The 18,426-nt window shown below is 44.7% G+C and carries 31 protein-coding genes; all 31 read left to right on the plus strand.

Translation table 11 applies throughout. From position 1 onward, the window contains the following. The first annotated feature begins 1 nt into the window (after window position 1). The 31 genes from fkpA to secY all read left to right on the plus strand — a co-directional run bounded on the left by fkpA (window position 2) and on the right by secY (window position 18,424). Window positions 2-778: an FKBP-type peptidyl-prolyl cis-trans isomerase gene (fkpA, locus tag OCV24_RS01420; RefSeq protein ID WP_017055805.1), complete on the plus strand. Its 777-nt coding sequence runs from the start codon at window positions 2-4 to the stop codon at window positions 776-778. A gap of 203 nt (window positions 779-981) precedes the next feature. After that, window positions 982-1,707 (plus strand): helix-turn-helix transcriptional regulator, encoded by a 726-nt coding sequence (locus OCV24_RS01425; RefSeq protein WP_017055804.1) that lies wholly within the window; start codon window positions 982-984, stop codon window positions 1,705-1,707. Beyond that, a complete protein-coding gene (gene tusD, locus OCV24_RS01430; protein ID WP_017055803.1) occupies window positions 1,701-2,090 on the plus strand; it encodes a sulfurtransferase complex subunit TusD in 390 nt (129 codons plus the stop codon). The genes OCV24_RS01425 and tusD overlap by 7 nt, the downstream gene beginning before the upstream one ends. After that, window positions 2,087-2,443, plus strand: coding sequence for a sulfurtransferase complex subunit TusC (tusC, locus tag OCV24_RS01435; RefSeq protein WP_102506790.1), 357 nt, complete (start codon window positions 2,087-2,089; stop codon window positions 2,441-2,443). The genes tusD and tusC overlap by 4 nt, the downstream gene beginning before the upstream one ends. 8 nt (window positions 2,444-2,451) lie before the next feature. Then, on the plus strand, window positions 2,452-2,727 hold the full coding sequence (gene tusB / locus OCV24_RS01440) for a sulfurtransferase complex subunit TusB (RefSeq protein ID WP_102506789.1): 276 nt from the start codon (window positions 2,452-2,454) through the stop codon (window positions 2,725-2,727). A 182-nt stretch (window positions 2,728-2,909) separates the two neighbouring features. After that, window positions 2,910-3,284: a 30S ribosomal protein S12 gene (gene rpsL, locus OCV24_RS01445; RefSeq protein WP_004737194.1), complete on the plus strand. Its 375-nt coding sequence runs from the start codon at window positions 2,910-2,912 to the stop codon at window positions 3,282-3,284. A 106-nt stretch (window positions 3,285-3,390) separates the two neighbouring features. Beyond that, on the plus strand, window positions 3,391-3,861 hold the full coding sequence (gene rpsG, locus OCV24_RS01450) for a 30S ribosomal protein S7 (RefSeq protein WP_010435163.1): 471 nt from the start codon (window positions 3,391-3,393) through the stop codon (window positions 3,859-3,861). 147 nt (window positions 3,862-4,008) lie between these two features. Next, entirely contained in the window at window positions 4,009-6,105 is a 2,097-nt protein-coding gene (gene fusA / locus OCV24_RS01455) for an elongation factor G (RefSeq protein WP_017055800.1), read from the plus strand. A 147-nt stretch (window positions 6,106-6,252) separates the two neighbouring features. Then, a complete protein-coding gene (gene tuf, locus OCV24_RS01460; protein WP_077680933.1) occupies window positions 6,253-7,437 on the plus strand; it encodes an elongation factor Tu in 1,185 nt (394 codons plus the stop codon). 477 nt (window positions 7,438-7,914) lie between these two features. After that, entirely contained in the window at window positions 7,915-8,226 is a 312-nt protein-coding gene (rpsJ, locus tag OCV24_RS01465; protein ID WP_004736761.1) for a 30S ribosomal protein S10, read from the plus strand. 14 nt (window positions 8,227-8,240) lie between these two features. Next, the gene (gene rplC, locus OCV24_RS01470) at window positions 8,241-8,870 is read left to right on the plus strand and encodes a 50S ribosomal protein L3 (protein ID WP_017054816.1); all 630 of its coding nucleotides are present in this window, start codon (window positions 8,241-8,243) and stop codon (window positions 8,868-8,870) included. Window positions 8,871-8,886: 16 nt separating this feature from the next. Next, on the plus strand, window positions 8,887-9,489 hold the full coding sequence (gene rplD, locus OCV24_RS01475; RefSeq protein ID WP_017054815.1) for a 50S ribosomal protein L4: 603 nt from the start codon (window positions 8,887-8,889) through the stop codon (window positions 9,487-9,489). Next, window positions 9,486-9,788 carry a 50S ribosomal protein L23 gene (rplW, locus tag OCV24_RS01480; RefSeq protein WP_004736765.1) on the plus strand — a complete coding sequence of 101 codons (303 nt, stop codon included), beginning with the start codon at window positions 9,486-9,488 and terminating at the stop codon, window positions 9,786-9,788. The genes rplD and rplW overlap by 4 nt, the downstream gene beginning before the upstream one ends. 14 nt (window positions 9,789-9,802) lie before the next feature. Further along, complete coding sequence (gene rplB / locus OCV24_RS01485) at window positions 9,803-10,627, plus strand: 50S ribosomal protein L2 (RefSeq protein WP_017054814.1); 825 nt, start codon at window positions 9,803-9,805, stop codon at window positions 10,625-10,627. 19 nt (window positions 10,628-10,646) lie between these two features. Continuing rightward, a complete protein-coding gene (rpsS, locus tag OCV24_RS01490) occupies window positions 10,647-10,925 on the plus strand; it encodes a 30S ribosomal protein S19 (protein ID WP_004736729.1) in 279 nt (92 codons plus the stop codon). Between the two features lie 10 nt (window positions 10,926-10,935). Next, window positions 10,936-11,268, plus strand: coding sequence for a 50S ribosomal protein L22 (gene rplV, locus OCV24_RS01495; RefSeq protein ID WP_004736732.1), 333 nt, complete (start codon window positions 10,936-10,938; stop codon window positions 11,266-11,268). Between the two features lie 18 nt (window positions 11,269-11,286). Beyond that, window positions 11,287-11,985, plus strand: a complete 699-nt coding sequence (gene rpsC / locus OCV24_RS01500) for a 30S ribosomal protein S3 (protein WP_017054813.1) — start codon at window positions 11,287-11,289, stop codon at window positions 11,983-11,985. A gap of 11 nt (window positions 11,986-11,996) precedes the next feature. After that, on the plus strand, window positions 11,997-12,407 hold the full coding sequence (gene rplP / locus OCV24_RS01505) for a 50S ribosomal protein L16 (RefSeq protein ID WP_004736736.1): 411 nt from the start codon (window positions 11,997-11,999) through the stop codon (window positions 12,405-12,407). Continuing rightward, window positions 12,407-12,598 carry a 50S ribosomal protein L29 gene (gene rpmC / locus OCV24_RS01510; protein ID WP_004736737.1) on the plus strand — a complete coding sequence of 64 codons (192 nt, stop codon included), beginning with the start codon at window positions 12,407-12,409 and terminating at the stop codon, window positions 12,596-12,598. Before rplP ends, rpmC begins: the two co-directional genes overlap by 1 nt. Beyond that, the gene (rpsQ, locus tag OCV24_RS01515; protein WP_008224753.1) at window positions 12,598-12,852 is read left to right on the plus strand and encodes a 30S ribosomal protein S17; all 255 of its coding nucleotides are present in this window, start codon (window positions 12,598-12,600) and stop codon (window positions 12,850-12,852) included. Before rpmC ends, rpsQ begins: the two co-directional genes overlap by 1 nt. 162 nt (window positions 12,853-13,014) lie before the next feature. Beyond that, window positions 13,015-13,386, plus strand: a complete 372-nt coding sequence (rplN, locus tag OCV24_RS01520) for a 50S ribosomal protein L14 (protein ID WP_004736740.1) — start codon at window positions 13,015-13,017, stop codon at window positions 13,384-13,386. Window positions 13,387-13,397: 11 nt separating this feature from the next. Then, window positions 13,398-13,715, plus strand: a complete 318-nt coding sequence (rplX, locus tag OCV24_RS01525; protein ID WP_004738792.1) for a 50S ribosomal protein L24 — start codon at window positions 13,398-13,400, stop codon at window positions 13,713-13,715. Window positions 13,716-13,739: 24 nt separating this feature from the next. After that, window positions 13,740-14,279 carry a 50S ribosomal protein L5 gene (rplE, locus tag OCV24_RS01530; protein WP_004736744.1) on the plus strand — a complete coding sequence of 180 codons (540 nt, stop codon included), beginning with the start codon at window positions 13,740-13,742 and terminating at the stop codon, window positions 14,277-14,279. Window positions 14,280-14,295: 16 nt separating this feature from the next. Then, window positions 14,296-14,601 (plus strand): 30S ribosomal protein S14, encoded by a 306-nt coding sequence (rpsN, locus tag OCV24_RS01535; protein WP_004738789.1) that lies wholly within the window; start codon window positions 14,296-14,298, stop codon window positions 14,599-14,601. A gap of 29 nt (window positions 14,602-14,630) precedes the next feature. Next, window positions 14,631-15,023 (plus strand): 30S ribosomal protein S8, encoded by a 393-nt coding sequence (gene rpsH / locus OCV24_RS01540; RefSeq protein WP_004738788.1) that lies wholly within the window; start codon window positions 14,631-14,633, stop codon window positions 15,021-15,023. Between the two features lie 10 nt (window positions 15,024-15,033). After that, window positions 15,034-15,567 carry a 50S ribosomal protein L6 gene (gene rplF / locus OCV24_RS01545; RefSeq protein WP_017054812.1) on the plus strand — a complete coding sequence of 178 codons (534 nt, stop codon included), beginning with the start codon at window positions 15,034-15,036 and terminating at the stop codon, window positions 15,565-15,567. A 9-nt stretch (window positions 15,568-15,576) separates the two neighbouring features. Then, window positions 15,577-15,930 (plus strand): 50S ribosomal protein L18, encoded by a 354-nt coding sequence (rplR, locus tag OCV24_RS01550; protein WP_017054811.1) that lies wholly within the window; start codon window positions 15,577-15,579, stop codon window positions 15,928-15,930. 14 nt (window positions 15,931-15,944) lie between these two features. Continuing rightward, a complete protein-coding gene (rpsE, locus tag OCV24_RS01555; protein WP_004738783.1) occupies window positions 15,945-16,445 on the plus strand; it encodes a 30S ribosomal protein S5 in 501 nt (166 codons plus the stop codon). Window positions 16,446-16,452: 7 nt separating this feature from the next. Further along, the gene (gene rpmD, locus OCV24_RS01560; RefSeq protein WP_004736756.1) at window positions 16,453-16,629 is read left to right on the plus strand and encodes a 50S ribosomal protein L30; all 177 of its coding nucleotides are present in this window, start codon (window positions 16,453-16,455) and stop codon (window positions 16,627-16,629) included. 5 nt (window positions 16,630-16,634) lie between these two features. Further along, window positions 16,635-17,069 carry a 50S ribosomal protein L15 gene (gene rplO / locus OCV24_RS01565; RefSeq protein WP_004736758.1) on the plus strand — a complete coding sequence of 145 codons (435 nt, stop codon included), beginning with the start codon at window positions 16,635-16,637 and terminating at the stop codon, window positions 17,067-17,069. Between the two features lie 20 nt (window positions 17,070-17,089). Next, a complete protein-coding gene (gene secY, locus OCV24_RS01570) occupies window positions 17,090-18,424 on the plus strand; it encodes a preprotein translocase subunit SecY (RefSeq protein ID WP_017054810.1) in 1,335 nt (444 codons plus the stop codon). Window positions 18,425-18,426: the final 2 nt, after the last annotated feature.

Genomic DNA, 18,426 nt, shown 5'->3' on the forward strand with positions numbered 1-18,426 from the left:
AATGAAATCAGTTTTAAAAGTATCACTGCTTGCCGCAACGGTTATGCTAGCAGTTGGTTGTCAGAAAGAAGAACCAAAGGCAGAAGCTCCTCAAGTAGAAGAAGTTAAAGTAGAAGCAGTAAACTTTAAAACAGAAGACGACAAAGCGGCATACGCAATCGGTGTATCTTTCGCTAACTACCTAAGCACAAGCATTGATAAGCCAAGCGAGCTAGGCATTAACCTAGACAAAGACATGGTTCTTCAAGGTATCGAAGACGTATTCGCAGAGAAAACGGCACTGAACGAAGAAGAGACTCGTGCGGCTCTTGAAGCTCTAGACAAGCGTGTTGCTGAAACTATGCAAGCACAAGCGGCAGAAAAATCGGCAGAAACTAAGAAAGTGGGTGATGACTTCCGCGCTGAGTTCGCAAAGACAGAAGGCGTGGAGCAAACTGAATCAGGCTTACTTTACCAAGTAATGACGGCCGGTGAAGGTGCTTCTCCAAAAGACACGGACACAGTTCAAGTTCACTACAAAGGTACGTTAACAGATGGTACTCAGTTCGATAGCTCTTACGAGCGTGGTGAACCAGCAACATTCCCACTTAACCGTGTAATTCCTGGTTGGACTGAAGGCGTGCAACTGATGAAAGTTGGCTCTAAGTACAAGTTCGTTATCCCGCCAGAGCTAGCATACGGTGAGCAAGATACACCGACTATCCCTGCTAACTCAACGCTAGTGTTCGAAGTCGAATTACTAAAAATTGATGACACTGAAGCGGCTCCTGCTCAGTAATATCAAATCGAAACTTCGTTCTAAAATACGTTGGTAGAATAAAAAGCCTAACTTTAATTTAGGCTTTTTTTGATTTTAAATTGAGTATTTTATTTTTAAACTTGTTCTAAATCACTAGTTGCAATGTTAGCTAGGTGTGCAATTAAAATTTTCTGATAAACTTACATAAATTTGTTGATTTTTCACACGAAGGTAAGGAATAAGTGACTACTACAGAAACAATCAATGCAGATGTGTTACTTGAAATGGAATCAGTCCACGTTATGCCATTCAGTGAACACGATAAAATTATTTTAAGATCTTATGAGGCCGTTGTTGATGGTATTGCGAGTCTTATTGGTCCGTTTTGTGAAATCGTTTTGCACTCACTAGAAGACCTCAATACTTCTGCAATTAAAATTGCCAACGGTGAGAATACTGGTCGTCAGGTTGGATCTCCGATCACCGATCTTGCATTAAAGATGCTGAAAGATATTGAAGGTTCTAAGCGTAACTTTTCACGCTCATACTTCACTCGCGCTAAAGGTGGAGTATTAATGAAGTCGATCACGGTTGCTATTCGTAATGGTGAAGACCGAGTGATAGGTTTATTGTGTATCAACGTCAATTTAGATGCGCCATTCTCACAAGTGCTGCAATCTTTCATGCCAACGCAAGACGCTGACGAAGCTGCGTCATCAGTTAACTTCGCAAGTGATGTTGAAGAACTCGTCGACCAAACGGTTGAGCGAACGATTGAAGAAATTAATGCAGACAAGTCAGTATCGAACAATACTAAGAACCGTCAGATTGTGATGGAGCTTTACGACAAAGGTATTTTCGATATCAAAGATGCGATTAACCGTGTTGCTGAACGCTTGAATATCTCGAAGCACACCGTATATTTGTATATCCGCCAACGTAAAACAGAGGATGAAGAGGGTTGTTAAGCTACACACTCCTAGTTAATGGGCCCGTTTACGGCTCACAATCCGCAAGAAGTGCTTATCAGTTTGCAGTGGCTCTGATTAAGCAGGGCCACAAACTTCACAGTGTGTTCTTCTATCAAGATGGCGTCAGTAACGGCTCAGCTCTTACCGTACCGGCTAACGATGAATTTGACTTAGCATCAGCTTGGCAAAAACTGGCTGATGAGCACGATGTTAGCCTAGAGACCTGTGTGGCTGCTGCGTTAAGACGCGGAGTGATTAGCCCAGAAGAATCGGAGCAACATAAACTGAGTGCTTCTAATCTGGCGTCTGGATTCACTCAGGCCGGATTAGGGAGTTTATCGGAAGCGCTGCTCACGCAAGATAGGGTCGTACAGTTTTGAGAAAGTTAGCCTTTATATTTAATAGTTTTCCTCATAGTACTGCTGCCGGTAGAGAAGGATTAGACGCATTACTTGCCGCTTCCGCTTACAGTGAAGACATTTTCGTGTTCTTTGTTGGCGATGGCGTGACACAGCTCCTTAAAGCGCAGCAACCCGACGAAGTCCTATCACGCGACTACATCTCAGCATTTAAGCTTATGGACCTGTACGACATCGAACAGGTGTATGTGTGTCAGCGTAGCCTGTGTCAGTTTGGTCTTTCGACAGACAACCTGTTGATTGATGTAACCGCTGTTGAAGCGGATGAGTTAACGCAGAAGCTAGCTCAATGCCAGCAGATACTGACTTTCTAGGGAACGCTATGCTTCATATCGTAAAATCAGTCGACAAACTTAAACTCGCATTGACCTACTCTCAACCACAGGATAACTTCCTTTTAGTGGAAGATGCGGTGTATGTTTGCCTTCCCAATCATGAGTTATTCACTCAAATCTGCGCAGTTGATCAGGTGTCGGTGTTAAAACCGGATCTCGATAGCCGAGGTTTACAGCCCCTTGTCTCTGGTGCACTTAGTCAAGTGGACTTTGACGGGTTCGTTAAACTGACGGTTTTGAACGAAAAATCAGTCACTTGGTAGCCGTGTTTTATCAGTTTGGTTAAAATTAAACCATCCTGAGCTCTGGACGGCTAAAAAAGATCTGTATATTTCTTGACACACCTCCCACTGCTGAATAGAATTTTGCGTCCCTAATTACGACTTGTGATTAGGGATAGATTTTTCACAAAGCTTACTTTCAAGTAAATTTCAGGAGCTAGTTAATGGCAACTATTAACCAGTTGGTTCGCAAACCTCGTGTAAAGCAAGTTGTTAAAAGCAACGTGCCTGCACTAGAAGCGTGCCCACAAAAACGTGGTGTATGTACTCGTGTTTACACTACTACACCTAAAAAACCTAACTCGGCACTACGTAAAGTATGTCGTGTACGTCTAACCAACGGTTTCGAAGTAACTTCGTACATCGGTGGTGAAGGTCACAACCTTCAAGAGCACAGTGTTGTACTAATCCGTGGCGGTCGTGTAAAAGACCTTCCGGGTGTTCGTTACCACACTGTTCGCGGCGCGCTTGACTGTGCTGGCGTTAACGACCGTAAACAAGGTCGTTCTAAGTACGGTGTGAAACGTCCTAAGTCTTAATGCATTTTCTTTTTTAAAAGAAAGCGTTAAGTAAGGCCAAACACTATTTTATTTATTATTCTGAAAAGTTTTGGAAAAAACCTGAAGAAGACAACGGAGAATATCCATGCCACGTCGTCGCGTAATAGGTCAGCGTAAGATCCTTCCAGATCCTAAGTTCAAATCTGAATTGCTGGCAAAATTCGTTAACATCCTTATGGTTGACGGAAAGAAATCTACTGCAGAGAAAATCGTTTACACTGCACTAGATTCAATGGCTGAGAAGTCTGGTAAAGACCACTTAGCTGTATTTGAAGAAGCTCTTGAAAATGTTCGCCCAGCGGTAGAGGTTAAATCTCGCCGTGTAGGTGGTTCAACTTACCAAGTACCTGTAGAAGTTCGTCCGGTTCGCCGTAACGCTCTTGCTATGCGTTGGGTAGTTGAAGCTGCGCGTAAGCGTGGTGAAAAATCTATGGCTCAACGCCTAGCTGCTGAAATGCTAGACGCGTCTGAGAACAAAGGTACTGCGGTTAAGAAACGTGAAGACGTTCACCGCATGGCTGACGCAAACAAAGCGTTCGCACATTACCGCTGGTAATACCTTTTTTGTGCTGCAAGGTTCCTTGCAGCACTTCTTTAGTTCCTATGCATATGCTAGGAACTATTGCTATTTCTAGGGCTGGTACTTTTTAGCTTCCTGGGTATAGCAATAGTCCCTAAGTCTCTAAGTTAAGAGGATTCAACCGTGGCTCGTAAAACTCCTATTGAGCGATACCGTAATATTGGTATTGTTGCTCACGTAGATGCAGGTAAAACAACCACAAGTGAACGTATTCTGTTCTATACCGGTCTTTCTCACAAAATCGGCGAAGTTCACGATGGTGCAGCAACCATGGACTGGATGGAGCAAGAGCAAGAGCGCGGTATTACGATCACTTCAGCAGCGACCACTACGTTTTGGCGTGGTATGGAAGCTCAGTTCTCAGATCACCGTATCAACATCATCGACACCCCTGGACACGTTGACTTTACTATTGAAGTAGAACGTTCTTTGCGTGTACTTGATGGTGCTGTCGTTGTGTTCTGTGGCTCATCTGGCGTTGAACCTCAGTCAGAGACAGTATGGCGTCAAGCCGATAAGTACCAAGTTCCACGTCTGGTTTTCGTTAACAAAATGGACCGTACAGGCGCAGATTTCTTGCGTGTCGTTGAACAGATCAAGGACCGCTTAGGCGCAACTCCTGTTCCTATCCAATTGAACATTGGCACTGAAGAAAACTTCCAAGGTGTTGTTGACCTTATCAAGATGAAGGCAATCAATTGGAACGATGCTGATCAAGGCATGACCTTCACTTACGAAGATATTCCAGCAGACATGCAAGAAATGGCTGAAGAATATCGTACAGAACTTGTTGAAGCCGCTGCAGAAGCAAGTGAAGAGTTGATGGATAAGTACCTTGAAGAAGGCGAACTAACAGAAGCTGAAATCAAACAAGGTCTTCGCACTCGTACCCTTAATAATGAAATAGTACTAGCAACTTGTGGTAGTGCATTCAAAAACAAAGGCGTACAAGCTGTTCTAGATGCCGTTGTTGATTTTCTCCCTTCACCAATTGATGTACCTGCGATTCAAGGTATTGATGAAGACGAGAATGAAGTAGAGCGTCACGCGGACGATAAAGAACCGTTCTCTGCGCTAGCCTTTAAAATCGCAACCGACCCATTCGTTGGTACTCTAACTTTCATCCGTGTTTACTCTGGTATTGTAGAAAGCGGCAAAACTGCTTACAACTCTGTGAAGAAGCAACGTGAACGTTTAGGTCGCATTGTTCAAATGCATTCAAATAAACGTGAAGAAGTAAAAGAAGTACGAGCAGGTGACATTGCAGCCATTATTGGTTTAAAAGATGTAACCACCGGTGAAACTCTGTGTGACCAGAATCATAAGATTATTCTTGAACGCATGGAGTTTCCAGACCCAGTTATTCAGATCGTTGTAGAGCCAAGCTCGCAAGCTGATCAAGATAAAATGACCATTGCTCTAGGTAAACTAGCAGCAGAAGACCCATCGTTCCGTGTTGATATGGATGCGGAAACAGGCCAGACACTGATTTCTGGTATGGGTGAACTACACTTAGATATCATCGTTGACCGTATGAAGCGTGAATTTAACGTGAACTGCAACGTTGGTAATCCACAAGTAGCTTATCGTGAAACAATTCGCGGTACAGCGAAAGCTGAAGGTAAATTTATCCGTGAGCATGGTGGTAAGGGTCAGTACGGTCACGTATGGCTGAAACTGGAGCCATCAGAAACTGGCGAAGGCTTTGTCTTCGTAGATGAAATTGCCAACGGTATTGTACCTAAAGAGTTTATCGCTTCAGTAGCTAGAGGCGTTGAAGAGCAGATGAACAATGGTGTGCTTGCTGGCTATCCAGTTTTGGATATAAAAGCTACACTGTATGATGGTTCTTACCATGAAGTTGATTCAAGTGAGATGGCGTTTACAATCGCTGCCTCTATGGCTTTCAGGACGGGTGCACTTGAAGCGCAACCAGTTCTGCTTGAGCCTATGATGAAAGTTGAAGTAACTACTCCAGAAGACTGGATGGGTGACGTTGTTGGCGATATTAACCGTCGTCGCGGCATCATCGAAGGTATGGACGAGGGGACAGCTGGCCTGAAGATAATTCGTGCACAAGTTCCGTTGTCTGTCATGTTCGGTTACGCAACTGATTTACGTTCTGCGACACAAGGGCGTGCTTCTTACTCTATGAAGTTTAGTGAGTACGCTGAAGTGCCTAACAATGTTGCAAAAGCAATCATTGCAGAACGTGGTTAAACAAAAGGAAGGCATTTTTCTTTATTTTTTAAAAGAACAATGCGTCCAAATATTGCGCTAACGAGAGTTGGCGCATAAAATAGCAATTTCTGGCGCGTCTCGGTCAATAATGAACGTGGCGAATCATAACTAGGAAGGAACACGATTGTGTCTAAAGAAAAATTTGAACGTACGAAACCGCACGTAAACGTTGGTACTATCGGCCACGTTGACCACGGTAAAACAACTCTAACTGCTGCTATCTGTACTACACTTGCAAAAGTGTACGGTGGTGTTGCTAAAGATTTCGCATCTATCGATAACGCTCCAGAAGAGCGTGAGCGCGGTATCACAATCGCTACTTCTCACGTTGAGTACGACACTCCATCACGTCACTACGCACACGTAGACTGTCCAGGACACGCGGATTATGTTAAAAACATGATCACTGGTGCTGCACAAATGGACGGCGGCATCCTAGTTGTTGCTGCGACTGACGGCCCTATGCCTCAAACTCGTGAGCACATCCTACTTGGTCGTCAAGTTGGTATCCCTTACATCATCGTATTCATGAACAAATGTGACATGGTTGATGACGAAGAGCTACTTGAGCTAGTTGAGATGGAAGTTCGTGAACTTCTTTCTGAATACGATTTCCCAGGTGATGACCTACCAGTTATCCAAGGTTCTGCACTTGGCGCACTAAACGGCGAGAAGCAATGGGAAGACAAGATTGTTGAGCTTGCAGAAGCACTAGATTCTTACATCCCAGAGCCAGAGCGTGCAGTAGACCAACCGTTCCTACTACCAATTGAAGACGTATTCTCAATTCAAGGTCGTGGTACTGTTGTAACTGGTCGTATCGAGCGCGGTATCCTACGTGTAGGTGACGAAGTAGAAATCGTTGGTATCAAAGAGACAACTCTTACTACTTGTACTGGTGTTGAAATGTTCCGTAAACTGCTTGACGAAGGTCGTGCAGGTGAGAACGTTGGTGCACTTCTACGTGGTACTAAGCGTGATGACGTTGAACGTGGCCAAGTACTTTCTGCGAAAGGTTCAATCAACCCACACACTAAGTTTGAGTCTGAAGTATACGTACTTTCTAAAGACGAAGGCGGCCGTCACACTCCTTTCTTCAAGGGTTACCGTCCACAGTTCTACTTCCGTACAACTGACGTAACAGGCGACATCACTCTACCAGAAGGCGTAGAAATGGTAATGCCAGGTGACAACGTTCAAATGACTGTTGAGCTAATTGCTCCAATCGCAATGGACGAAGGTCTACGTTTCGCAATCCGCGAAGGTGGCCGTACTGTTGGTGCTGGTGTTGTAGCTAAAATCTTCGCTTAATCGCGAATTGATTTTGCACACTCTTCATTAGAAGAACTGCATTAAAAAGGGAAGCTTCGGCTTCCCTTTTATTTTTCTAACCTCTTACGTTTCTACAATTCCCCAAGAGTTCCCCCGTTCTTTGTTATTCGACTTTCGTCATTCAGCTACCGTCGATTACCTTCATCAAATATATTCCGATTATTTTTCCAACGACACTTGCATACCAAAATGTGATCTGTATAATGCAACGCACTGGCTAACGTCGGTTGTGAACCAATGAGCACTGAGGAGTAGGTCTTACCTAGTAATGTATACTCAGCTTATGTTCGCGGTTAATAAAAATAGTAAACTTTTTGTTTGCTTCAAAAGTTAACTGACAATGCGTCCTAATTTTGGATGCTACGGTTTCACATAAATCAATCGGCATTCTCTCGTCTTTTCGAGTTTGAGTGGCGATATTGTTTGTGTAATTTTTAATAATTGGAGCTCTGTCTCATGCAGAACCAACGTATTCGTATCCGCCTTAAAGCGTTTGATTACAAGCTAATCGATGCTTCAACTGCGGAAATCGTTGAAACAGCAAAACGTACTGGCGCACAGGTTCGTGGTCCTATCCCACTTCCTACTCGTAAAGAGCGTTTCACTGTTCTTACCTCTCCACACGTCAACAAAGATGCACGTGACCAGTACGAAATCCGTACTCACAAGCGTTTGATCGACATCGTTGAGCCAACAGATAAAACTGTTGATGCTCTAATGCGTCTTGATCTTGCAGCTGGCGTTGATGTTCAAATCAGCCTAGGTTAAGGGAGATAAGAATAATGATTGGTCTAGTCGGACGTAAAGTGGGTATGACCCGCGTATTTACCGAAGAAGGCGTTTCTATCCCAGTAACAGTTGTTGAGGTTGAAGCGAACCGTATTTCTCAAGTTAAAACTCTTGAGACAGACGGCTACGCAGCAATCCAAGTAACTGCTGGTGCTAAGAAAGCTAACCGTGTAACTAAACCTGAAGCTGGTCACTTCGCGAAAGCGGGTGTAGAAGCAGGTCGCGGTCTTTGGGAATTCCGTTTAGAAAACGGCGAAGAGTTTGAAGTTGGCGCTGAGCTAAACGTAGAACTTTTCAACGAAATTAAAAAAGTAGACGTTACTGGTACATCTAAAGGTAAAGGCTTCCAAGGCGCTGTTAAGCGTTGGAACTTCTCTACTCAAGATATGACTCACGGTAACTCTTTGTCTCACCGCGCACCGGGTTCAATTGGCCAATGTCAAACTCCAGGTCGCGTGTTTAAAGGCAAGAAAATGGCAGGTCACATGGGTGCTGAGCGTGTAACGACTCAAAACCTAGAGATCGTACGTGTTGACGCTGAGCGCAATCTACTCCTTATTAAAGGTGCAGTACCGGGCTCAACAGGCGGAAACGTGATCGTAAAACCTGCTGTTAAAGCATAACGTCTAGGAGTAAGTAATGGAATTGATGGTTAAAGGTGCTGATGCACTAACTGTTTCCGAGACTACTTTCGGACGTGACTTCAACGAAGCTCTTGTACACCAAGTAGTTGTTGCATATGCAGCAGGTGCTCGTCAAGGTACTCGTGCTCAAAAGACTCGTTCTGAAGTATCTGGCGGTGGCGCTAAGCCATGGCGTCAAAAAGGTACTGGCCGCGCACGTGCTGGTACAATTCGTAGCCCAATCTGGCGTACAGGTGGTGTTACTTTTGCTGCGAAACAACAAGATCACAGCCAAAAAGTAAACAAAAAAATGTACCGTGGTGCTATGAAGAGCATTCTTTCTGAGTTAGTTCGTCAAGAGCGTTTAATCGTTGTTGATAACTTCTCTGTAGAAGCACCAAAAACAAAAGAACTTGTAGCTAAGCTTAAAGAGCTTGAGCTAAGCGACGTTCTGATTGTGACTGGCGAAGTAGATGAAAATCTATTCTTAGCTGCTCGTAACCTATACAAAGTTGATGCACGTGATGTTGCTGGTGTAGACCCAGTATCACTTATCGCTTTCGACAAGGTTCTAATGACTGCTGACGCAGTTAAGCAAGTTGAGGAGATGCTAGCATGATCACTGAAGAGCGTATCTTAAAAGTTCTACGTGCTCCGCACATCTCTGAAAAAGCAACTATGGCAGCTGAGAAAGCGAACACTATCGTTTTCAAAGTAGCTAAAGATGCAACTAAGAAAGAGATCAAAGCAGCTGTAGAAAAGCTATTTGAAGTTGAAGTTAAGTCTGTAAATACTCTTGTATTAAAGGGTAAGACCAAACGTCAAGGTATGCGTGAAGGCCGTCGTTCAGACGTTAAGAAAGCCTACGTTACTTTGAAAGAAGGTCAAGATCTTGACTTCGTTGGCGGCGCGGAATAACAGGAGTAGTAAAAATGGCTATTGTTAAATGTAAGCCGACTTCCCCTGGTCGTCGTCACGTCGTTAAAGTTGTTAACGCTGACCTACACAAGGGTAAGCCATACGCACCACTTCTAGAGAAAAACTCTAAGAACGGTGGTCGTAACAACAACGGTCGTATCACAGTACGTCACATCGGCGGTGGTCATAAGCACCACTACCGTGTAGTTGACTTCAAACGTACTAAAGATGGCATCCCAGCGAAAGTTGAGCGTCTAGAATACGATCCAAACCGTAGTGCTAACATCGCTCTAGTTCTGTACGCAGACGGTGAGCGTCGTTACATCATTGCACCTAAAGGTGTTAACGCAGGTGACCAGATTCAATCTGGTGTAGATGCAGCAATCAAAGCAGGTAACACTCTGCCGATGCGCAACATCCCAGTAGGTTCTACTGTACACTGTGTTGAACTTAAGCCTGGTAAAGGTGCTCAGCTAGCTCGTTCGGCTGGTGCTTATGCTCAAATCATCGCTCGCGATGGTGCATACGTAACTATTCGTCTACGTTCTGGTGAAATGCGCAAAGTTCTTTCTGAAGGTCGTGCAACGATCGGTGAAGTTGGTAACTCTGAGCATATGCTACGTGAACTTGGTAAAGCTGGTGCTTCACGCTGGCGCGGCGTACGTCCAACCGTACGTGGTGTAGTAATGAACCCGGTGGATCACCCACATGGTGGTGGTGAAGGCCGCACATCTGGTGGTCGTCACCCAGTATCTCCTTGGGGCGTTCCTACTAAGGGCTTCAAGACTCGTAAGAACAAGCGCACTGACAAGTACATCGTACGTCGTCGCACTAAATAATCTATAAAGAGGAATCGCCATGCCACGTTCTCTCAAGAAAGGTCCTTTTATTGACCTACACTTGCTGAAGAAGGTAGAGAAAGCGGTGGAAAGCGGAGACAAAAAGCCTATTAAGACTTGGTCCCGTCGCTCAATGATCATCCCAACAATGATTGGTTTGACCATCGCTGTCCATAATGGTCGTCAGCACGTTCCAGTTTTCGTTACCGAAGAAATGATCGGTCACAAACTGGGCGAATTTGCACCAACTCGTACTTATCGCGGTCATGCTGCAGATAAGAAAGCTAAGAAGAAATAAGGAGTAGATGATGGAAGCTTTAGCTAAACATAACTTTGCTCGTATTTCTCCACAGAAAGCTCGCTTAGTTGCAGACCAAATTCGCGGTAAGTCGGTAGACCAAGCTCTAGAAATTCTAACTTTCAGCAACAAAAAAGCTGCTGTATTGGTTAAGAAAGTTCTTGAGTCAGCTATCGCTAACGCGGAACATAACGAAGGTGCAGATATCGACGATCTAAATGTCGCTAAAATCTTCGTAGATGAGGGCCCTATCATGAAGCGCATTATGCCTCGTGCTAAAGGTCGTGCGGATCGTATCTTGAAGCGTTCAAGCCACATCACTATTGTTGTAGCAGATCGCTAAAGACTAGGAGAGTAAGCAATGGGTCAGAAAGTACATCCTAATGGTATTCGTCTTGGCATCGTTAAGCCTTGGAATGCTACATGGTTTGCTAATACCAACGAATTCGCTGACAACCTAGACGGCGACTTCAAGGTACGTCAGTTCCTTACAAAGGAACTACAAAAAGCATCATTATCTCGTATCGTTATCGAGCGTCCAGCTAAGAGCATCCGTGTGACTATTCACACAGCTCGTCCTGGCGTTGTTATCGGTAAGAAAGGTGAAGACGTAGAGAAGCTACGCACAGCTGTAGCTAAAATCGCAGGTGTACCAGCGCAAATTAACATCGCTGAAGTACGTAAGCCTGAGCTAGATGGTCAGCTTGTAGCTGATAGCATCGCGTCTCAACTAGAGCGTCGTGTTATGTTCCGTCGTGCAATGAAACGTGCGGTACAAAATGCTATGCGTCTAGGCGCTAAAGGCATCAAAGTACAAGTAGGTGGCCGTCTTGGCGGTGCTGAAATCGCACGTTCTGAGTGGTACCGTGAAGGCCGTGTGCCTCTACACACTCTACGTGCAGACATTGATTACGCAACTTCTTCGGCTCACACTCAATACGGTGTGATCGGCATTAAAGTTTGGATCTTCAAAGGTGAGATTCTAGGCGGTATGCCAGCTGCTAACGCAGTAGAGCCAAAAGGCGATAAGCCTAAGAAGCAGCGTAAAGGCCGTAAGTAAGGAGTCGAACGATGCTACAACCAAAACGTACTAAGTTCCGCAAGGTTATGACTGGTCGTAACCGTGGTCTAGCGAAAGGTACTGAAGTAAGCTTCGGCGAATTCGGTCTTAAAGCTGTTGGCCGTGGTCGTCTAACTGCACGTCAAATCGAAGCGGCACGTCGTGCTATGACACGTCACATTAAGCGTCAAGGTCAAATCTGGATCCGTGTATTCCCAGACAAGCCGATTACTGAAAAGCCTCTTGAAGTTCGTCAAGGTAAAGGTAAAGGTTCAGTTGCGTACTGGGTTGCTCAAATCCAACCTGGCAAAGTTATGTACGAGATGAATGGCGTACCTGAAGAGTTGGCACGTGAAGCGTTCCGCCTAGCGGCACGTAAACTGCCTGTTAAAACTACTTTTGTAACTAAGCAGGTGATGTGATGAAAGCACAAGATCTACGCGAAAAGAACGTTGAAGAGCTTAACGCTGAGCTATTGAATTTGCTACGTGAACAGTTCAACTTGCGCATGCAAGCTGCAACTGGTCAGCTACAGCAAACTCATACTCTAAAAGCTGTACGCCGTGACATCGCACGTGTGAAAACTGTTTTGACTGAAAAGGCAGGCGCATAATGAGCGAAACTAACCGCATCCAGCAAGGTCGTGTTGTAAGTGACAAGATGGACAAGTCTATCGTTGTTGCTATCGAGCGTACTGTAAAACATCCAATTTACGGTAAATACGTTAAGCGCACGACTAAAGTACACGCACACGATGAAGACAACACTTGTGGCCTAGGCGACAAAGTTGAAATCGTTGAGTGTCGTCCTCTGTCTAAGACTAAGTCTTGGACATTGGTTAAAGTTCTAGAAAAAGCGAAGATTTAATCTTTGTAATTCTATAACTTATAAGCGGCTCCAAATTATTTTTTGGAGCCGCTTGTTTTTTGTCTACCCAATTTAAAAAAAGGGTGGTACAATTCGCGTCCCTTTTAAAGAGGCAGCCCGACCCGAGAGGGTCTAGTTTTAATATTTAGCGGAGCACTAACAATGATCCAGATGCAAAGTACACTTGACGCAGCAGATAACTCTGGCGCGCGCAAGGTAATGTGTATTAAGGTTCTGGGTGGCTCTCACCGCCGTTATGCACATATCGGTGACGTCATCAAAGTTACAGTGAAGGAAGCAATTCCTCGCGGTAAAGTAAAGAAAGGTGATGTTCTGAAGGCGGTAGTAGTGCGCACCCGTAAAGGCGTTCGTCGCCCAGACGGTTCTGTCATTCGCTTCGACAGTAATGCTTGTGTATTGTTAAATGACACTACTGAGCAACCAGTCGGCACACGTATCTTTGGTCCTGTGACTCGTGAACTTCGTAATGCGAAATTCATGAAGATTGTATCACTAGCACCTGAAGTTCTGTAAGGAGCGGCAACATGGCAGCTAAAATCCGTCGTAATGACGAAGTAATCATTCTTGCTGGTAAAGATAAAGGCAAGAAAGGTAAAGTAACTAAGGTTCTGACAACTGGTAAAGTTATCGTTGAAGGCATCAACCTTGTTAAAAAACACCAAAAGCCGGTTCCGGCTCTAGGTCAACAAGGTGGCATCGTTGAACAAGAAGCAGCTATTGATGCTTCTAACGTTGCAGTTTTTAACGCGGCTACTGGTAAAGCAGACCGTATCGGTTTCCGTATCGAAGATGGCAAGAAAGTTCGTTTCTTCAAATCTAACGGCGAAACTGTTTCTAACTAATTAGAAGTAATTTGGAGTTCTACTATGGCGAAACTGCATGATTACTACAAGTCGTCTGTAGTCGCTGAGCTTACCAAAGAGTTCAGCTACACAAGCGTCATGCAAGTCCCTAGGATTGAGAAAATCACCCTAAATATGGGCGTTGGTGAAGCAATCAACGATAAGAAACTACTAGAAAACGCAGCATCTGATATGGCAACGATCTCTGGTCAAAAGCCACTTATCACTAAAGCGCGTAAATCTGTAGCTGGTTTCAAAATTCGTGAAGGCTACCCAATTGGTTGTAAAGTAACCTTGCGTGGTGAGCGCATGTGGGAGTTTTTAGAGCGTTTAATCTCTATCGCACTTCCACGTGTACGTGATTTCCGTGGTGTTAGCGCTAAGTCTTTTGACGGTCGCGGTAACTACAGCATGGGCGTTCGCGAGCAAATCATCTTTCCGGAAATCGACTACGATAAAGTCGATCGCGTCCGCGGTCTTGATATCACTATCACGACTTCTGCGGGTTCCGATGAGGAAGGCCGAGCTCTGCTGGCTGCCTTTAACTTCCCATTCCGTAAGTAAGGGTAGGGTTACTGTTATGGCTAAACAATCAATGAAAGCACGTGAAGCTAAACGTGCAAAACTAGTAGCTAAGTTCGCTGAAAAGCGTTCTGCGCTAAAAGTTATCATTAGCGATGTAAACGCATCTGAAGAAGATCGTTGGAATGCGGTTCTTAAACTGCAATCTCTTCCACGTGATTCAAGTGCATCACGTCAGCGCAACCGTTGCAACCAAACTGGTCGTCCACACGGTTACCTACGTAAATTCGGTCTAAGCCGCATTAAGGTTCGTGAAGCTTGCATGAAAGGCGAGATTCCGGGTCTTCGTAAGGCTAGCTGGTAATTGCCACTTAATCATTTGGAGTAAATCTTATGAGCATGCAAGATCCGATTTCGGATATGCTGACCCGCGTTCGTAACGGTCAGGCAGCAAACAAAGTTGCTGTAAAAATGCCTTCTTCAAAGCTTAAAGTTGCAATTGCTGCATTACTTAAAGCTGAAGGTTACATCGTAGACTTCGCTGTTGAAGGCGAAGCAAAACCTGAGCTAGAAGTTACTCTTAAGTACTTCCAAGCTAAACCTGTAATCGAGCAAATCAAGCGTGTATCACGTCCTGGTCTAAGAGTTTATAAAAATAAAGACTCTTTACCTACAGTGATGGGTGGTCTTGGTATTGCAGTTGTTTCTACTTCCAAGGGTCTGATGTCTGACCGTGCTGCTCGTAAAGCAGGTCTTGGCGGTGAAATCATCTGTTACGTAGCTTAAGGAGTAGATTATGTCTCGTGTTGCTAAAGCACCTGTCGCTATTCCAGCTGGCGTAGAGGTGAAACTAAACGGCCAAGAAGTTACTGTAAAAGGTAGCAAAGGTGAGCTTACTCGCGTTCTTAACAACGCCGTAGTTATTGCACAGGAAGAAAACAACCTAACTTTCGGTCCGAAAGAAGGTGTTGCTAACGCATGGGCACAAGCTGGTACAGCTCGCGCTCTAGTTAACAACATGGTTGTGGGTGTTACTGAGGGCTTCACTAAGAAGCTTACTCTTAAGGGTGTTGGTTACCGTGCTGCTATGAAAGGCAACTCTGTAGCTCTAACTCTTGGTTTTTCTCACCCAGTAGAGCACGCTCTACCTGAAGGTATTAAAGCTGAGTGCCCTAGCCAAACTGAGATCATTGTAACTGGTTGTGATAAACAGCTAGTTGGTCAAGTTGCGGCTGACATTCGTTCTTATCGTGAGCCTGAGCCTTATAAAGGTAAAGGTGTACGTTACGCAGATGAAAATGTGCGTACTAAAGAAGCTAAGAAGAAGTAAGGTATCACTATGGATAAGAAAGCATCTCGCATCCGTCGTGCTACACGTGCACGTCGTAAGATTGCAGAACTTGGTGCAACTCGCCTGGTAGTACACCGTACTCCTCGCCATGTTTACGCACAAGTTATCTCGGCAAACGGCTCTGAGGTTATCGCAGCTGCTTCTACTGTAGAAAAAGCGATCCGTGAGCAAGTTAAGAACACTGGTAACATTGATGCAGCTAAAACAGTTGGTAAAACTGTTGCTGAGCGCGCTCTTGAAAAAGGCGTAGCTTCAGTTGCATTCGATCGTTCTGGTTTCCAATACCACGGTCGAGTAGCGGCGCTAGCAGAATCTGCTCGCGAAGCTGGTCTGAAATTCTAAGGTAGGGTTGGAAGATGGCTAAAGAACAACAACAAGCTAATGATTTGCAAGAAAAATTGATTGCTGTTAACCGTGTATCTAAGACGGTTAAAGGTGGTCGAATCATGAGCTTCACTGCACTAACAGTAGTTGGTGACGGTAATGGTCGTGTAGGTTTCGGTTACGGCAAAGCTCGTGAAGTACCTGCTGCGATTCAAAAAGCAATGGAAAAGGCGCGTCGTAACATGGTTACTGTTGCGCTTAACGAAGGCACTCTTCACCACCCGGTGAAAGGTCGTCATTCGGGCTCTAAAGTTTACATGCAGCCAGCTGCTGAAGGTACAGGTGTTATTGCCGGTGGTGCAATGCGTGCTGTACTTGAAGTTGCGGGCGTACATAACGTACTTTCTAAAGCATACGGTTCTACGAACCCTATCAATATCGTTCGTGCAACGATTGGTGCTTTAGTTGACGTTAAGTCACCAGAAATGGTTGCTGCTAAACGTGGTCTAACTGTTGAATCTATTTCGGAGTAAGCACACGATGGCAACTATTAAAGTAACTCAAACTAAAAGCTCAATTGGTCGCCTACCTAAGCACAAAGCGTGTCTTAAAGGTCTAGGTCTTCGTCGCATCAACCATACAGTAGAACTTGAAGATACACCGTGCGTACGCGGTATGATCAACAAGGTTTACTACATGGTTAAGATTGAGGAGTAATCAGAATGCGTTTGAATACTCTATCACCGGCTGCTGGCTCTAAACCTTCTAAGAAGCGTGTAGGTCGTGGTATCGGTTCTGGCCTTGGTAAAACAGGTGGCCGCGGTCACAAAGGTCAAAAGTCACGTTCTGGCGGCTCTGTTCGTCCAGGTTTTGAAGGCGGTCAAATGCCTCTAAAACAACGTCTACCTAAATTCGGTTTCACTTCTCGTAAGAGTCTAGTGTCTGCTGAAGTTCGTCTAGCTGAGCTAGCGAAAGTAACAGGTGACGTAGTTGATCTTAACAGCCTTAAAGCTGCTAACGTTATCACTAAGAACATCGAATTTGTTAAGATCGTTCTTTCTGGTGACCTAAGTAAAGCTGTGACTGTTAAAGGTCTACGCGTGACTAAAGGCGCTAAAGCTGCAATCGAAGCTGCAGGCGGTAAAATCGAGGAATAATCTCGAGGAACGAGGTACAGATGGCTAAGAAACCAGGAAAAGATTTTCGTAGTGCTCAGAGCGGCTTAAGTGAACTAAAGTCGCGCTTATTATTCGTAATTGGTGCACTTTTAGTATTCCGAGCCGGCTCTTTTGTGCCGATCCCTGGTATTGACGCAGCTGTACTTGCCGATTTGTTCGATCAGCAAAAAGGTACCATCGTTGAAATGTTTAACATGTTCTCCGGTGGTGCTCTTGAGCGTGCATCTATATTAGCATTGGGTATCATGCCGTACATTTCGGCATCGATCGTAGTCCAATTGCTAACTGTAGTTCATCCAGCGTTAGCGGAACTCAAGAAAGAGGGTGAAGCAGGCCGTCGTAAGATAAGCCAATATACACGCTACGGCACGCTTGTACTTGCAACATTCCAAGCTATTGGTATCGCAACAGGCTTACCAAACATGGTCGATAATCTGGTTGTTATCAACCAAACCATGTTTACGCTTATTGCAACCGTGAGTTTAGTAACTGGCACCATGTTTTTAATGTGGTTAGGTGAACAAATCACTGAGCGAGGAATCGGTAATGGTATTTCCATTCTGATTTTTGCAGGTATTGTTGCAGGGTTGCCTTCTGCAATCGGTCAAACAATCGAGCAAGCGCGTCAAGGTGAATTGCATGTGCTTCTTCTGCTGTTGATTGCTGTATTGTCTTTTGCTGTTATTTACTTCGTAGTTTTCATGGAACGTGGTCAACGTCGTATTGTCGTTAACTATGCGAAACGTCAACAAGGTCGTAAAGTTTTTGCAGCACAAAGCTCTCATCTGCCTCTTAAAATTAATATGGCAGGTGTTATTCCAGCGATTTTTGCATCGAGTATTATTTTGTTCCCAGGAACATTAGCACAGTGGTTTGGTCAAAATGGCGAAAGCAGCGCGTTCGGTTGGTTAACTGACGTGTCATTAGCTCTTAGCCCTGGTCAACCTTTGTATGTAATGCTTTATGCAGCAGCTATAATCTTCTTCTGTTTCTTCTATACAGCGTTGGTGTTTAACCCTCGCGAAACAGCTGATAACTTGAAGAAGTCTGGTGCATTCGTACCCGGTATCCGCCCAGGTGAGCAGACAGCGAAATATATCGATAAAGTAATGACTAGACTGACCCTTGCGGGCGCTCTATACATTACTTTTATATGTCTGATTCCTGAGTTCATGATGGTCGCGTGGAACGTTCGTTTCTACTTTGGCGGCACATCACTATTAATCGTAGTGGTAGTTATCATGGATTTCATGGCACAGGTACAGACTCATCTGATGTCTCAACAGTATGATTCTGTGTTAAAGAAAGCGAATCTGAAAGGTTACGGCCGTTAATT

This window comes from Vibrio kanaloae, assembly GCF_024347535.1.
Taxonomy (GTDB): domain Bacteria; phylum Pseudomonadota; class Gammaproteobacteria; order Enterobacterales; family Vibrionaceae; genus Vibrio; species Vibrio kanaloae.

What these genes read in the sequence shown, in the direction of transcription:
- rpsJ (WP_004736761.1), top strand. Translation starts at nt 7,915, where the DNA reads ATGCAGAACCAACGTATTCGTATCCGCCTTAAAGCGTTTGATTACAAG.
- rplD (WP_017054815.1), top strand. Translation starts at nt 8,887, where the DNA reads ATGGAATTGATGGTTAAAGGTGCTGATGCACTAACTGTTTCCGAGACT.
- rpsC (WP_017054813.1), top strand. Translation starts at nt 11,287, where the DNA reads ATGGGTCAGAAAGTACATCCTAATGGTATTCGTCTTGGCATCGTTAAG.
- rplX (WP_004738792.1), top strand. Translation starts at nt 13,398, where the DNA reads ATGGCAGCTAAAATCCGTCGTAATGACGAAGTAATCATTCTTGCTGGT.
- secY (WP_017054810.1), top strand. Translation starts at nt 17,090, where the DNA reads ATGGCTAAGAAACCAGGAAAAGATTTTCGTAGTGCTCAGAGCGGCTTA.
- rplF (WP_017054812.1), top strand. Translation starts at nt 15,034, where the DNA reads ATGTCTCGTGTTGCTAAAGCACCTGTCGCTATTCCAGCTGGCGTAGAG.
- rplO (WP_004736758.1), top strand. Translation starts at nt 16,635, where the DNA reads ATGCGTTTGAATACTCTATCACCGGCTGCTGGCTCTAAACCTTCTAAG.
- fkpA (WP_017055805.1), top strand. Translation starts at nt 2, where the DNA reads ATGAAATCAGTTTTAAAAGTATCACTGCTTGCCGCAACGGTTATGCTA.
- rpsS (WP_004736729.1), top strand. Translation starts at nt 10,647, where the DNA reads ATGCCACGTTCTCTCAAGAAAGGTCCTTTTATTGACCTACACTTGCTG.
- rplW (WP_004736765.1), top strand. Translation starts at nt 9,486, where the DNA reads ATGATCACTGAAGAGCGTATCTTAAAAGTTCTACGTGCTCCGCACATC.
- rplB (WP_017054814.1), top strand. Translation starts at nt 9,803, where the DNA reads ATGGCTATTGTTAAATGTAAGCCGACTTCCCCTGGTCGTCGTCACGTC.
- rplP (WP_004736736.1), top strand. Translation starts at nt 11,997, where the DNA reads ATGCTACAACCAAAACGTACTAAGTTCCGCAAGGTTATGACTGGTCGT.
- rpsL (WP_004737194.1), top strand. Translation starts at nt 2,910, where the DNA reads ATGGCAACTATTAACCAGTTGGTTCGCAAACCTCGTGTAAAGCAAGTT.
- rplR (WP_017054811.1), top strand. Translation starts at nt 15,577, where the DNA reads ATGGATAAGAAAGCATCTCGCATCCGTCGTGCTACACGTGCACGTCGT.
- rpsQ (WP_008224753.1), top strand. Translation starts at nt 12,598, where the DNA reads ATGAGCGAAACTAACCGCATCCAGCAAGGTCGTGTTGTAAGTGACAAG.
- rplE (WP_004736744.1), top strand. Translation starts at nt 13,740, where the DNA reads ATGGCGAAACTGCATGATTACTACAAGTCGTCTGTAGTCGCTGAGCTT.
- rpmC (WP_004736737.1), top strand. Translation starts at nt 12,407, where the DNA reads ATGAAAGCACAAGATCTACGCGAAAAGAACGTTGAAGAGCTTAACGCT.
- rpsE (WP_004738783.1), top strand. Translation starts at nt 15,945, where the DNA reads ATGGCTAAAGAACAACAACAAGCTAATGATTTGCAAGAAAAATTGATT.
- rplC (WP_017054816.1), top strand. Translation starts at nt 8,241, where the DNA reads ATGATTGGTCTAGTCGGACGTAAAGTGGGTATGACCCGCGTATTTACC.
- rpmD (WP_004736756.1), top strand. Translation starts at nt 16,453, where the DNA reads ATGGCAACTATTAAAGTAACTCAAACTAAAAGCTCAATTGGTCGCCTA.
- rplV (WP_004736732.1), top strand. Translation starts at nt 10,936, where the DNA reads ATGGAAGCTTTAGCTAAACATAACTTTGCTCGTATTTCTCCACAGAAA.
- tusB (WP_102506789.1), top strand. Translation starts at nt 2,452, where the DNA reads ATGCTTCATATCGTAAAATCAGTCGACAAACTTAAACTCGCATTGACC.
- rpsH (WP_004738788.1), top strand. Translation starts at nt 14,631, where the DNA reads ATGAGCATGCAAGATCCGATTTCGGATATGCTGACCCGCGTTCGTAAC.
- rpsG (WP_010435163.1), top strand. Translation starts at nt 3,391, where the DNA reads ATGCCACGTCGTCGCGTAATAGGTCAGCGTAAGATCCTTCCAGATCCT.
- rpsN (WP_004738789.1), top strand. Translation starts at nt 14,296, where the DNA reads ATGGCTAAACAATCAATGAAAGCACGTGAAGCTAAACGTGCAAAACTA.
- rplN (WP_004736740.1), top strand. Translation starts at nt 13,015, where the DNA reads ATGATCCAGATGCAAAGTACACTTGACGCAGCAGATAACTCTGGCGCG.